The sequence below is a fragment of the Pseudomonas baetica genome (assembly GCF_019733355.1).
In the GTDB taxonomy this organism is placed as follows: Bacteria; Pseudomonadota; Gammaproteobacteria; order Pseudomonadales; family Pseudomonadaceae; genus Aquipseudomonas; species Aquipseudomonas baetica_A.
The window spans coordinates 1-13,813 of record NZ_JAIHLQ010000011.1; the positions used below are offsets into that span (position 1 = coordinate 1).

The following is a 13,813-nucleotide window of genomic DNA, read 5'->3' on the forward strand; positions in this document are numbered from 1 at the left end:
GACAGAGTCACGGTGACTGGCGAGCCAGCAGCGTTGGTCAGGGTGGCGGTGTAGACGATTGAGCCGCCCTCAGCCACGGTACCGGTCGCTGACAGCGACAGGTTGGTGGTGTCGACGACGTCGGTGACGGTGGTCGAAACTGGAGTTTTGTCGGCCACGAGGTCTTCGTAGTTGCCGCCAGAAACCCCCGTGATCGAGTTGGTCAGCGGTGCGTTACCGGCCAGCGCATCGTTAGGCGCGGTGGTGGTCACGGTGCCGGTGGTTTTGCCAACTTCGATGGTGATGTTTTGACCGTTGGCCAGGGTTACCACGACTGGCGAACCGGTAACCGGAGCACCAACAGTGGCGGTGTAAGTGACAGTGCCGCCTTCAGCCACGGAGGTATCAGCCGTCAGTTTGACGGTCGAGGTGTCGATGGTATCGGTCACTTCAGTCACGGCCGGGACAGTGCTCGGCACCAGGTTCTCGAAGTTACCGCCCGTGGCAGTCGAAATGGTTGCTTCAACTTTGCCGGCGTCTTTGTAAACGTCATCGGCCGGAGCCGGAACGGTCACAGTGCCGGTGGTCTTGCCCGCGTCGATGGTGATCACTGCGCCGTTGGACAGAGTCACGGTGACTGGCGAGCCAGCAGCGTTGGTCAGGGTGGCGGTGTAGACGATTGAGCCGCCCTCAGCCACGGTACCGGTCGCTGACAGCGACAGGTTGGTGGTGTCTACGACGTCGGTGACGGTGGTCGAAACCGGGGTCTTGTCGGCCACGAGGTCTTCGTAGTTGCCGCCAGAAACCCCCGTGATCGAGTTGGTCAGCGGTGCGTTACCGGCCAGCGCATCGTTAGGCGCGGTGGTGGTCACGGTGCCAGTGGTTTTGCCGACTTCGATGGTGATGTTTTGACCGTTGGCCAGGGTCACCACGACTGGCGAACCGGTAACCGGAGCACCCACGGTGGCGGTGTAAGTGACGGTGCCGCCTTCAGCCACGGAGGTATCGGCCGTCAGCTTCACAGTCGACGTGTCGATGGTGTCGGTCACTTCAGTCACGGCCGGAACAGTGCTTGGCACCAGGTTCTCGAAGTTGCCGCCCGTGGCAGTGGAAATGGTTGCCTCGACCTTGCCGGCATCTTTGTAGACGTCATCGGCAGGCGCTGGAACAGTCACAGTGCCGGTGGTTTTGCCAGCCTCGATGGTGATCACCGAGCCGTTGCTCAGGGTCACGGTGACCGGGGTTTGTGCAGCGTTGGTCAGGGTCGCGGTGTAAACGATCGAACCACCCTCGGCCACCGAGCCAGTGGCACTCAGCGACAGATTGGTGGTGTCGATCGAGTCGGTAATGGTGGTGGTCGCTGGCGTGGTGTTCGGCACCAGGTTTTCAAAGTTGCCACCGGTAGCGCCGGTAATCGTGGTGCTGACGGTGCTGCCATTGTTGTAAACGTCGTTGGCTGCGGTGGGCACGTCGACGGTGCCGGTCGTCTTGCCGGCCTCAATGGTGATGGTCGAGCCGTTCGACAGGGTGACGGTCACCGGGGTTTGCGCCGGGTTGGTCAGGGTCGCGGTGTAGGTGATCTGGCCACCCTCGACGACGGTGCCGGTCGCGGTGAGGCTCACGCTGGTGGTATCGATCGAGTCGGTAATGGTGGTGGTCGCTGGCGTGGTGTTCGGCACCAGGTTTTCAAAGTTGCCACCGGTAGCGCCGGTAATCGTGGTGCTGACGGTGCTGCCATTGTTGTAAACGTCGTTGGCTGCGGTGGGCACGTCGACGGTGCCGGTCGTCTTGCCGGCCTCAATGGTGATGGTCGACCCGTTCGACAGGGTGACGGTCACCGGGGTTTGCGCCGGGTTGGTCAGGGTCGCGGTGTAGGTGATCTGGCCGCCCTCGACCACGGTACCGGTCGCGGTCAGGGTCAGGCCGGTGGTGTCGATCGAATCGGTGATGGTGGTCACCGCCGGTGTCGGGTTTGGCACCAGGTTTTCAAAGTTGCCGCCCGTGGCACCGGTGATAGTCGTGGTGACGGTGCTGCTGTTGTTGTACACGTCGTTGGCCGGGGTCGGCACGTTGACGGTGCCGGTTGTCTGGCCTGCGCCGATGGTAATGGTCGAGCCGTTGGACAGTGTGACGGTCACCGGGGTTTGCGCCGGGTTGGTCAGGGTCGCGGTGTAGGTGATCTGACCACCTTCGGTGACGCTCGATCCCGCCGTCAGAGTGACGGTGGTGGTGTCGATGGTGTCGGTGACCTGGGTCGTGGCCGGGGTGGTCGGCGGGGTCACGGTGATGCCGTTACCGCCAGTGGTGCCGGTGACGGTCACGTCGATCTGAGTCGGGTCGTTATAAACGGTGTCGTTCGGCGCCAGCGGCACGTTGACGGTACCAGTGGTCGAGCCGGCCGGGATCACGATCACTGCGCCGTTGGACAGGGTGATGGTCAGGTCGGTCAGCGGCGCCTGAGTCAGGGTCGCGGTGTACACCAGCACGCCGCCGGCTTCGGTGATGGTCGGCGTGGCGCTGAGGCTCAGGGTCGATTCACGCAGAGCGTTGGTGGTGGTGTCGGTGGTCTGGCCGCCGGTGATGTTCTGTGCCGCTTGCGCAGCCGAATCGATGCCCGCCGTTGGGAAACCAATGGTCGGGTCAACGCTGCCGGCCGTAGCATCAAGCAGCACGAAGCTGTGACCACCACCGGCGGCACCGCCCGTACCCGCGGCAGTGGCGCCGGCTGCGGTGGCTTCCAGCGCGGTTGTCGGGTCGACACCTGCGGCGATGGCTTGTTGCAGTTCTTCTACCGACGGCGCGGCCTGTGCGGTGGCTTCGGCCAGGTCAGTGCTGGAGTCGGGAGCGCTGGCGCTCCATTGAGTGTCGCGACCCAGATCGAGGGTGCGGCCATCAGCCAATTCAAGCGACACGGCGCCGGAGAGGCCGGTGTCGATCTGGTCGCCGACAAACAGGCGATCGCCTTCAACGAGTACGCGGCGTACGCCTTCTGGCGACACCACGAAAACCTGACCGACAATGCTTTTGACGATGGCAACAACACTGCTCATTGAAGACTCTCCGGGGTGTCACGTTCAGTTGACTTCCATAGACCTGATGGCGTCTGCGCCATTTCAGTCTGGACGTACTTTAAAATTTTGCGAAACAAGTTTGACGCATGCCTTCGTCAATAATTTGGCTAGATTCTTTCGCGATTAACTTTATGCCAAACTATTGACCTTCTGGGTGCCATCCTAAACAATCGCCCCACTAATGTCACATTGATATTTCCGCGGCGACCTGTCCTTCAGCGTGTGATCCAGTTCCTATTTTGAACTTTCCGACATACGGTCATTCCGGTTGCCAATCATCCGACGCAGCACCACGTTTTGCTGTGATTCAAGACAAGAAGTTCTGGGAAATCTTTATCATGCGTTTGCATCTGCTCAAGGCCCTACCGTTCGCCCTCGCCGCATCGTTCGTACAAGCACAATCCCTGCCGGAAGCCATGCAACAGGCGTTGGATGTCCATCCGGAAATCCAGGCAGGGGTCAACAGTCGTTTGGCCGCGGATTATCAGCTAAGGGCTGCAAAAGGTGGATACCTGCCCAAGGTCGATCTGCTCGGCGGTTATGGCCGTGAAGGCACCGACAGCGTGACCACTCGTGCCAACGGCGGCGGCAATCACTGGGAAACCCTGAACCGCAGCGAGTCAAGTTTACGTCTCTCGCAAATGGTCTTCGACGGTTTTGCGACGTCCAGCGAAGTCGGGCGTCAACAAGCCACCGTTAACTCTCGTGCCTACTCGTTGCTTGGCACGTCCGAGCGTACTGCGCTGACTGTGGCCCAGGTGTATCTGGACGTGCTGACCCGCCGCGAATTCGTGCGTCTGGCCGAGGAAAACCTCAAGAGCCACCAGCGCATCTATGACCAGATTCAACTGCGCACCCAGCGCGGTGTCGGCAGCGGTGCCGACCTTGATCAAGCCGAAGCGCGGATGGCTCAGGCCCGTAACAACCTGATCACCGAGCAAACCAACCTCGCCGACTCTGAAACCAACTTCCTCAGCGCTGTCGGCCAGATGCCCGACCTGTTGGAGCGTCCGGCGCCGTTCATGGCGATGATGCCGGCCAACCTCAATGAAGCCCGCACGCAGATGCTGGAAAACAGCCCGATCCTGCGTTCGGCCGAGTCCGATATTGCGGCTGCCGAGAAACAGTACGAAGCCGCCAAGTCGACCTTCTACCCACGCTTCGACGCCGAGTTGGGCCGCACCGCCGACAACGACCTCGACGGCCAGAACGGTCACAACAACGAATGGCAGGCCATGCTGCGCATGCGCTTCAACCTGTATTCGGGTGGCAGCAACAAGGCTGACCTGGAATCCAAGTCGTACCTGTCGAACCAGGCGCTGGACATCCGCAACAACGCCTTGCGCCAATTGAATGAAGAACTGGGCCTGGCCTGGAACGCCCTCAACAACGCCAATGCTCAGGTGCCGATCGCTCAGCAGTACGTCGATCACAGCATGGCGGTGCGTACCGCTTACCAGCGTCAGTTCAGCCTCGGCGAGCGCACTCTGCTTGACTTGCTCGACAGCGAAAACGAGTTGTTCACCGCTTCGCGGCGTCTGGCTGAAATCAAAAACATTCAGTTATTTACTCAATACCGAATCAAGGCGACCATGGGCGAGTTGCTCAGAAGCCAGGGAGTGGTCGCACCGTTGGCATCCGTTGTGCAAAACGACGTGAAACCCAAGGTGCAGTTGCCTGGGATGAATTGAGTTATCCCTTTTAAACAGTCAAAGAGTGTCGAGCGTGGAATCAGAAGTCAGTCGAGTTCATCTCAGTCATGATCCACGCGCGTTGCACGACGATCCGTTGCTGGATGGTCTGCTCGCCCTTTGCATGCTGCACCAGAAACCTGCCAGCGCGGCGATGCTGACCACCGGCCTGCCGCTGCCCAAACAACGTTTGAGTGTCGAGTTGCTGCCCCGCGCGGCGGCTCGCGCCGGCCTGCAGGGTCGAGTGCTGCAGCGCAAACTGGAAGAGATTCCGGCGATCGCCATGCCGGCGTTGTTGTTGCTCAAAGATGGCCGCAGTGCCGTCATGCTCGGCTGGCAAGGTGAAAACGAAGCGCGGGTGCTGCTCAGCGAAAGCGATGGTGGCGAGTCAGTGGTCAGTCGTGAACTGCTCGCTGACGATTACACCGGCAAAGTCTTCTTCGCCCAACCCCAACATAAATTCGACGTCAACCACGGCACGCTGATCCCGCGTGCACGCTCGTGGTTCCGTGACACCCTCAAGCGTTCGCGCTGGCTGTATGCCGACGCCATCGCCGCCAGTTTCCTGATCAACATCATCGCCATGGCCGCGCCGCTGTTCGTGATGAACGTCTACGACCGCGTGGTGCCGAACCAGGCTGAGGCTACCCTGTGGGTGCTCGCACTGGGTATCACCGGCGCCTACATGTTCGACCTGATTCTCAAGAGCCTGCGCAGCCTGTGTCTGGATCTGGCCGGCAAGAAAACCGACCTGATCATCTCTGCGACGCTGTTCGAGCGCATCGTCGGCATGGCCATGAAGCATCGGCCGGCGCGGGTCGGCAGCTTCGCGCAGAACATCCATGAGTTTCAGAGCCTGCGTGACTTCCTGGCATCGCTGACCCTGACCAGCCTGATCGATCTGCCGTTCACCATCCTGATCTTCATTGTCATCGCCATTCTTGGCGGGCATCTGGTGTGGATTCCGGTGCTGGCGTTCCCGATTGCCCTGGCCATCGGCTACGCGTTGCAGAAGCCGCTGGTGGCCACCATGGAACGCACCATGGCCCTTGGCGCCGAACGTCAGTCGAGCCTGATCGAAACCCTCGCCGGCCTAGACGCGGTCAAGGTCAACAACGCCGAAAGCGAACGCCAGTATCAGTGGGAACAGACCATCGGCACCCTCAGCCGCCTCGAACTGCGGGTGAAAATGCTGTCCGGTCTGGCGATGAACATCACCCTGCTGATCCAGCAACTGGCCGGGGTGATCATGATCGTCTTCGGTGTTTACCAGATCATTGCCGGCAACCTCAGCATGGGCGGTCTGATTGCCTGCTACATGCTCAGCGGTCGCGCACTGAGCCCGCTGGCGTCGCTGTCCGGCCTGCTGACGCGCTACCAGCAAGCGCGAGTGACCATGACCTCGGTCGACCAGATGATGGAGCTGCCGCAGGAGCGCAATTTCGAAGAGCGCCCGCTGAGCCGCAAGGTTCTGCAAGGTGCCATCGAGTGTCGCCAGCTCAACTTCACCTACCCGGAACAACAGAACCCGGCGCTGAAGAACATCAACCTGGTGATCCGCCCCGGCGAGAAAGTCGGCATCATCGGCCGCAGTGGCTCGGGCAAGAGTTCGCTGGCGAAACTGCTGGTGGGCCTGTATCAGCCGGACGACGGCGCGTTGCTGGTCGACGGTGTGGATATCCGCCAGATCGACGTCAGCGAGTTGCGCTACAACATCGGCTATGTGCCGCAAGACATTCAACTGCTGGCTGGCACCCTGCGTGACAACCTGGTGTCCGGCGCGCGTTATGTAGAAGACGAACTCGTCCTGCAAGCCGCCGAACTGGCCGGCGTCCACGAATTCGCCCGTTTGCACCCGCAAGGTTATGAGCTGCAAGTCGGTGAACGTGGGCAGAACCTGTCCGGCGGCCAACGGCAGAACGTCGCCCTGGCCCGGGCGCTGTTGCTCAATCCGCCGATTCTGCTGATGGACGAACCGACCAGCGCCATGGACAACACCGGCGAAGAACGCCTCAAGCAACGCCTCGCGGCGGTGATTGAAAACAAGACCGTGGTGCTGGTCACGCACCGGGCCTCGCTGCTCTCGCTGGTGGATCGCCTGCTGGTGGTCGACCGCGGGCAAATTCTCGCCGATGGCCCGAAAGCCGCCGTGATGGAAGCGTTGAAGAAGGGGCAGATCAGTGTTGCTTAAGTCGGGTATCAAGGAGTCGATCCGTCGCTACTTCAAGGGTTCTGCCTCGCTGCAGGGCCAGCCACTGCCAGAGGTCAACAAGGCGCTGATCGAAGACGCCCCGCGTGTTGTTCGTCTGACGATCTGGGCGATCATCGGCTTTTTCGTGTTCCTCATGCTTTGGGCCAATTTCGCCGTGATCGACGAAGTGACCAAAGGCGAGGGCAAGGCCATTCCGTCTTCGAAGATCCAGAAAATCCAGAACCTTGAGGGCGGTATCGTTACTGAGCTCTACGTCAAGGAAGGCCAGATCGTCGAGGCCGGTGCGCCGCTGATTCGCCTGGACGACACGCGATTTGCCTCCAACGTCGGCGAAACCGAGGCCGATAGGCTGTCGATGGTGCTGCGGGTCGAGCGCCTGAGTGCCGAGGTCGACGACCGACCGCTGAACTTCCCCGAGGACGTGCTCAAAGCCGTTCCGGGCCAGGCCAAAAGCGAAGAATCGCTGTACATCAGCCGTCGCCAGCAACTGCACGACGAGATCGGCGGTTTGCAGGAGCAGTTGATCCAGCGTCAGCAAGAGCTGCGCGAGTTCACCTCCAAGCAGGCGCAGTACCGCCAGCAACTCAGTTTGCAGCGTCAGGAAATCAACATGTCCGAGCCGCTGGTGGCGCAGGGCGCGGTTTCCCCGGTTGAAGTGCTGCGGCTCAAGCGTGCCGAAGTCGAAACCCGTGGTCAGCTCGATGCCACTACGCTGGCGATCCCGCGCGCCGAATCGGCGATCAAGGAAGTTCAGCGCAAGATCGACGAGACGCGCGGCAAGTTCCGCAGTGAAGCCCTCACTCAACTCAACGAAGCGCGCACCGATCTGAACAAGGCCAAGGCCACCGGCAAGGCGCTGGAAGACCGCGTCAGCCGGACACTGGTCACGTCGCCGGTGCGCGGCATCGTCAACAAGTTACTGGTCAACACCATCGGCGGCGTGATCCAGCCGGGCAGCGACATGGTGGAAATCGTACCGTTGGACGACACGTTGCTGGTCGAAGCCAAGATCCGCCCGCAAGACATCGCGTTCCTGCATCCAGGGCAGGAAGCGACGGTGAAATTCACCGCGTATGACTACACCATTTATGGCGGGCTGAAAGCCAAGCTTGAGCAGATTGGCGCGGACACCATTACCGACGAAGACAAGAAAACCACGTATTACGTGATCAAGTTGCGCACCGATCGCAGCCACTTGGGCACCGATGAGAAGCCGTTGCTGATCATCCCGGGGATGGTGGCCTCGGTGGATATCATCACCGGCAAGAAGTCGGTGTTGAGCTATCTGCTCAAGCCGATCATTCGGGCGCGTGCTGAGGCGTTGCACGAGCGCTAGATCTTCAGTGGCCTCATCGCGGGCAAGCCCGCTCCCACAGGGTGCTCGACATCAGAACCTGTGGGAGCGGGCTTGCTCGCGAAGGCATCAGCACAGACACATCCCATCCCAAGGATGTTTGCTAGCATTGCGTTCAGATCAATCCTGATCAGCGATGAGTGCTCATTATGCAACTCCCGGACATGAACCTTCTGGTCGCCCTCGACGCCTTGCTCGATGAGGGCAGCGTCGTCGGCGCCGCGCGGCGGATGAATCTCAGCCCGGCGGCCATGAGCCGGACCCTGACGCGGATCCGCGAGGCCATTGGCGATCCGATTCTGGTGCGCGCCGGGCGCGGTCTGGTGCCGACACCCAAAGCCTTGGAGTTACGCGAACAGGTGCGCGATGTGGTCGAGCAGGCTGCGCTGCTGTTCCGCTCCGCTGACGCCGTGGAGCTGAGCACGTTGCGTCGGCGCTTCAGCATCCGCGCCAACGACTTTTTCATCGGTGTCTACGGCGGCAAGCTGTTCGACACCCTCGACCAGCAGGCGCCGCACTGTGAGCTGCGCTTCGTTCCGGAGGGCGACGGCGACGACGACGCGCTGCGCGAAGGGCGGATCGATCTGAGCGTCAGCAACACCCGCCCGGTGACCCCGGAAGTCAAAGTCCAGAACCTGTTCTCCACGCACTTTGTGGGCCTGGTGCGCGAAGATCATCCGCTGCTGGATGGCGAAATCACCGCCGAGCGCTATGCCGGTTTTTCCCACATCAGTGTGTCGCGCCGTGGCATTGCACGCGGCCCGATCGACGCCGCGCTGAATGCCTTTGGCCTGGAACGGCGCGTGGCGGTGATTGCGCCGAGTTTCCATGCAGCGATGTTTGCGTTGCCCGATTCCGACCTGATCCTGCCGGTGCCCAAGGAAGCACTGTTGAGCGTGCGGCGGTTGGGTTTGAAGCTGCGCTCGTTCAACCTGCCGATCCCACTGCCCACGTTGATGCTGACCCAGGCCTGGCACCCGCGTTTCGACAAGGACCCGGCACATCGCTGGTTGCGTGAGACCCTCAAGGCCTGCTGCGACGAAACCTGGCTCGCCGCGCAACCTTAGGTCGTTGTGAGCGCCACAAATCCCTGTGGGATCTTCATTGCTGCACAAAACACACTTATAAGCTGCCAATAAGTCAATTTTCGTCAGTACTAAGTCCTACTAAGATGCTCCGGTATTTTTCCCACCGGAGTTTGCTTCCATGACATCCCTGACGGCCACGGCGCCCATCGCGGCGGCGGCCAGCCCGGCGACGGCCGCCGCGCCACCGGTGTTCGGGGCGCGGATCATCATCGGCCTGGTTGGCGTGCTGCTGGCGGTGCTGGTGTCGGGTCTCAACGAGATGGTGACCAAAGTCGCGTTGGCCGACATTCGCGGCGCGCTGCACATAGGCTACGACGAAGGCACTTGGCTGGTTGCCAGCTACACCGCGACGTCGGTCGCGGCCATGGCCTTCGCGCCGTGGTGCTCGGTGACGTTCTCGCTGCGTCGCTTCACCCTCGGCGCGATCAGCCTGTTCACCTTGCTCGGTGTGCTCTGTCCGTTCGCCCCGAACTACGAAAGCCTGCTGCTGATGCGCATTGTGCAAGGTCTGGCCGGCGGTGCGTTGCCGCCGATGCTGATGACCGTCGCCCTGCGTTTCCTGCCTGCCAACTTCAAACTCTATGGCTTGGCCGGCTACGCGTTGACAGCCACCTTCGGGCCGGGCCTCGGCACGCCGCTGGCAGGGTTGTGGACTGAATACGTCGGCTGGCAATGGACGTTCTGGCAAATCATCGTGCCGTGCCTGATCGCCATGGTGATGGTGGCTTACGGCATCCCGCAGGATCCGCTGCGCCTTGAGCGCCTCAAGGCGTTCAACTGGAAAGGCCTGCTGCTGGGCTTCCCGGCGATCTGCATGCTGGTGATCGGCCTGTTGCAGGGCAATCGGCTGGACTGGTTCGAGTCCAATCTGATCGGCGCGCTGCTCGGTTCGGGATCGCTGCTGCTGGTGGCTTTTTTGATCAACGAGTGGTCACAGCCGATTCCGTTTTTCAAGTTGCAGATGCTCGGTATCCGCAACCTGTCGTTCGCGCTGCTGACCCTGGCCGGCGTGCTGGTGGTGCTGCAAGCGGTGGTGTTGATTCCGTCGAGCTATCTGGCGCAAGTGCAGGGTTATCGCCCGGTGCAGACCGCGCCGATCATGCTCATCGCAGCGTTGCCGCAGTTGATTGCGCTGCCGCTGGTGGCGGCGCTGTGCAACCTGCGCTGGGTCGATTGCCGCTGGGTGCTCGGGATGGGTTTGAGCATGCTGGTGCTGTCGTGCCTGGGTGGCTCGCTACTGACCTCGGAATGGATTCGCGACAATTTCTACGTCCTGCAATGGCTGCAGATTTTCGGCCAGCCGATGTCGGTGCTGCCGCTGTTGATGCTCTCGACCGGCAGCATCCAGCCAACGGACGGGCCGTTTGCCTCGGCGTGGTTCAACACCGTGAAAGGCCTGGCGGCGGTGGTCGCCACCGGTGTGCTCGAGGCGCTGACCACGGCGCGCCTGCATTTTCACTCGACGATGCTGGTCGACAGCCTTGGCAACTCACCGTTGGCCGACCGCAGCGATCCGGGCCTTGCCCATCGTTTGCACGAACAGGCCGTGGTGCTGACGGCTGCCGATCTCTATGTGTGCATGGCGGGCGTTGCTGTTGTGCTGATCCTGCTGATTTTCTGGCTGCCGACGCGGATCTTTCCACCGCGTGCGCCGACCTGATTGCTGTACTGAACATTGAAGGTTTTTATGACAACTCAAGCAAAGCAAAAACTCGCGGTGGCCGTGGCGACCGCGTTGGCTATTGGCGTGCTGGTGTATTTGGCGATGCCGGGCATGTTTGGCAAACGGACTGAGCAAAACACCAATGACGCGTTCGTCTGCGCTGATTTCACCTTGGTCGTGCCGCGTGTGGCCGGGTTCATCAAGGAAGTGTTGGTGGAAGACAACCAGCAAGTGAAGGCCGGGCAGTTGCTGGCGCTGATCGATGATCGCGATTTGCGTGCCGCCGCCGATGCGGCTGATGCACAAACACTGGTCGCACGGGCGCAACTGCAAAACGCCAGGGCGACGCTGGAGCGCCAGACGTCAGTCATCGCTCAGGCGCAGGCGGCAGTGGTCTCGGCCAAGGCTGAAAGGGCGTTTGCCCAGCAGGAACTCAATCGCTACAACCATTTGGCAGGCGTCGGGGCTGGCACCGTACAAAACGCACAACAGGCGCGCACCCGTATCGATCAGGCCGCCGCGCAATTGGACACGGCCAGCGCAAAACTGGCGGCGGAGCGTAAGCAGGTCGATATTCTCACCGCTCAGCGTGATGCTGCCGAAGGCACGTTGAAGCACGCACAAGCGGCGCTGGAAATTGCCAGTTTCGAACTCTCCTACACGCGCATCACCGCGCCGCAGGACGGCATGGTCGGCGAACGTGCCGTGCGTGTCGGCGCCTATGTGACGCCGGGCAGCAAGCTGCTGGCGGTGGTGCCGTTGCAGCAGGCCTATGTCGTCGCCAACTTTCAGGAGACGCAACTGACCGATGTGCAGCGTGGGCAGCAAGTGCAAGTGCGTGTCGACAGTCTTGGTGGCGAGGCCCTGCGAGGCCGTGTCGAGAGTATTGCTCCAGCCACGGGCGTGACGTTTGCGGCGGTGAAACCAGATAACGCCACGGGCAATTTCACCAAGGTGGTGCAGCGGATTCCGGTGAAGATTGTGCTGGAGCCGGGGCAGCCACTGGCCGAGCGACTGCGGGTCGGGATGTCGGTGGAGGCGAGTATTAACACTCGTAGCTCGGCGACGTCAGTGCGTGAGGTGACTCAGCGATGAAGATTTGTATTGGCTGGTTAGGCCCTTTCGCGAGCAAGCCCGCTCCCACAATGGATCTCGGCAGCATCACCGATCCCCTGTGGGAGCGGGCTTGCTCGCGAAGAGGCCAGTTGCAGCGCCTGATATCCACAGTCGTAATTGCCGCTGGCCTTACCGCCTGCACCGTGGGCCCTGACTTCCAAAAGCCGGTAGCCACGCAGATCGCCGATTGGGCCAAACCCGCCAAATCCGCCCCCGGCCAAGCGGTCAGCGAACCCCTGAACGAACGCTGGTGGGAAGTCTTCCACGACCCGCAACTCTCAGCTCTGACTCAGCGCGCCGTGCACAGCAACCTCGACCTGCAACTGGCCAGCAGCCGGCTGCAACAAAGTCGCGCCGCACGCCAGGTGATCAGCGCCGACCGCTACCCCAATACCGCTGCCACCGCTAGCTATGGGCGCGAACGCAACAGTGCCAAGGGTCTGAGCGATCCGTCCGGACACAACGGCGATTCGGCCTTCAACCTGTGGGACGCCGGTTTCTCCGCCTCATGGGAACTGGATGTCTGGGGCCGCGTGCGCCGGGAAACCGAAGCCGCCGACGCCAATCTGGAAGTCGCCGAAAACGACCGGCGCGGCGTCCTGCTGGCCGTGCTTGCCGACACTGCGCAGAACTACATCCAGTTGCGCGGCGTACAGAACACCCGTGCGGTGACCGAGCAGAACCTCGATGTTGCCCGCCACAGCCTGAAACTCTCGCAACTGCGGCTGAACGATGGTGTGGCCACCGATCTGGATGTCGCCGAAGCCGCCGCACAAGTCGCGGCCATCGAATCGCGGCTACCGGCACTGGAACAGCGCCAATCGCAACTGATCAACGCGATCAGCCTGTTGATGGGTGAGCCGCCGCAGGCCTTGGCCAAAGCGTTATCCACAGATGCCGCGGTGCCGCAGTCACCATTGGAAGTTGCCATCGGTCTGCCGTCGCAACTGGCGCAACGCCGTTCGGACATCCGTCAGGCCGAAGCACGACTGCACGCGGCCACCGCCAACATCGGCGTGGCCAAGGGCGATTTCTATCCGCGCATTACTTTGTCCGGCAACCTCAGTTCGCAGGCCATGCAACTCAGCGATTTCGGCTCGTGGGGCTCACGCGCCTTCGGCATCGGCCCGCAGTTCAGCTTGCCGCTGTTCGACGGTGGACGCCTGCGTGGCATGTTGCAGTTGCGTGAAGCCCAGCAGCAGGAAGCCGCCATCGGTTACCAGCAAACCGTGCTGCGCGCCTGGCACGAAATCGACGATCAACTGACCGCCTACAACGCCAGCCAGCGCCGCGCAGGCAGCCTCGCCGAAGCCGTGCGCCAGAACCAGATCGCCCTGCGCACCGCGCAACAGCAATACGTCGAAGGCGTGGTCGACTTCGTCAACGTCCTTACCGTGCAGAGCGCGTTGCTCGCGACTCAGGAGCAGTGGGTGGAGAGTTCGACCGGGGTTTCGCTGGCGATGGTCGGGTTGTACCGAGCGTTGGGTGGGGGATGGGAGTCGGTGTATCCGGTCGACAAGATGGCGCAACGCTGAGGTTGTCGCAAAAAAGGATCAAATCGACGAATTCGATGTGATGTGCAGGCTGCCGAGTAGATCGTCAGCAGAAGGTGTCACAGGTTGAAGCGGACTTCGGGTGC

8 protein-coding genes are annotated in these 13,813 nt (G+C 61.5%); 7 read left to right on the forward strand and 1 reads right to left on the reverse strand.

The window, feature by feature from the left end:
• On the reverse strand, positions 1 to 3,029 hold a 3,029-nt coding region (locus tag K5E40_RS12060; protein WP_221730931.1), incomplete at its 3' end, for a retention module-containing protein.
• A 359-nt stretch (positions 3,030 to 3,388) separates the two neighbouring features.
• Here K5E40_RS12060 and K5E40_RS12065 point away from each other — a divergent pair.
• The 7 genes from K5E40_RS12065 to K5E40_RS12095 all read left to right on the forward strand — a co-directional run bounded on the left by K5E40_RS12065 (position 3,389) and on the right by K5E40_RS12095 (position 13,709).
• Positions 3,389 to 4,741 carry a TolC family outer membrane protein gene (locus K5E40_RS12065; protein ID WP_221730932.1) on the forward strand — a complete coding sequence of 451 codons (1,353 nt, stop codon included), beginning with the start codon at positions 3,389 to 3,391 and terminating at the stop codon, positions 4,739 to 4,741.
• Positions 4,742 to 4,775: 34 nt separating this feature from the next.
• Entirely contained in the window at positions 4,776 to 6,932 is a 2,157-nt protein-coding gene (locus tag K5E40_RS12070; RefSeq protein WP_221730933.1) for a type I secretion system permease/ATPase, read from the forward strand.
• Positions 6,922 to 8,289, forward strand: a complete 1,368-nt coding sequence (locus K5E40_RS12075) for an HlyD family type I secretion periplasmic adaptor subunit (RefSeq protein WP_221730934.1) — start codon at positions 6,922 to 6,924, stop codon at positions 8,287 to 8,289. Before K5E40_RS12070 ends, K5E40_RS12075 begins: the two co-directional genes overlap by 11 nt.
• A gap of 167 nt (positions 8,290 to 8,456) precedes the next feature.
• On the forward strand, positions 8,457 to 9,374 hold the full coding sequence (locus K5E40_RS12080) for a LysR family transcriptional regulator (RefSeq protein WP_221730935.1): 918 nt from the start codon (positions 8,457 to 8,459) through the stop codon (positions 9,372 to 9,374).
• A 139-nt stretch (positions 9,375 to 9,513) separates the two neighbouring features.
• Positions 9,514 to 11,055, forward strand: a complete 1,542-nt coding sequence (locus K5E40_RS12085) for an MFS transporter (protein ID WP_221730936.1) — start codon at positions 9,514 to 9,516, stop codon at positions 11,053 to 11,055.
• A 27-nt stretch (positions 11,056 to 11,082) separates the two neighbouring features.
• Entirely contained in the window at positions 11,083 to 12,153 is a 1,071-nt protein-coding gene (locus tag K5E40_RS12090) for an HlyD family secretion protein (protein ID WP_221730937.1), read from the forward strand.
• Positions 12,150 to 13,709: an efflux transporter outer membrane subunit gene (locus K5E40_RS12095; protein ID WP_221730938.1), complete on the forward strand. Its 1,560-nt coding sequence runs from the start codon at positions 12,150 to 12,152 to the stop codon at positions 13,707 to 13,709. The genes K5E40_RS12090 and K5E40_RS12095 overlap by 4 nt, the downstream gene beginning before the upstream one ends.
• Positions 13,710 to 13,813: the final 104 nt, after the last annotated feature.

Coding starts and splice junctions, on each gene's coding strand:
- K5E40_RS12065 (WP_221730932.1), top strand. CDS start 3,389: ATGCGTTTGCATCTGCTCAAGGCCCTACCGTTCGCCCTCGCCGCATCG.
- K5E40_RS12080 (WP_221730935.1), top strand. CDS start 8,457: ATGCAACTCCCGGACATGAACCTTCTGGTCGCCCTCGACGCCTTGCTC.
- K5E40_RS12085 (WP_221730936.1), top strand. CDS start 9,514: ATGACATCCCTGACGGCCACGGCGCCCATCGCGGCGGCGGCCAGCCCG.
- K5E40_RS12090 (WP_221730937.1), top strand. CDS start 11,083: ATGACAACTCAAGCAAAGCAAAAACTCGCGGTGGCCGTGGCGACCGCG.
- K5E40_RS12095 (WP_221730938.1), top strand. CDS start 12,150: ATGAAGATTTGTATTGGCTGGTTAGGCCCTTTCGCGAGCAAGCCCGCT.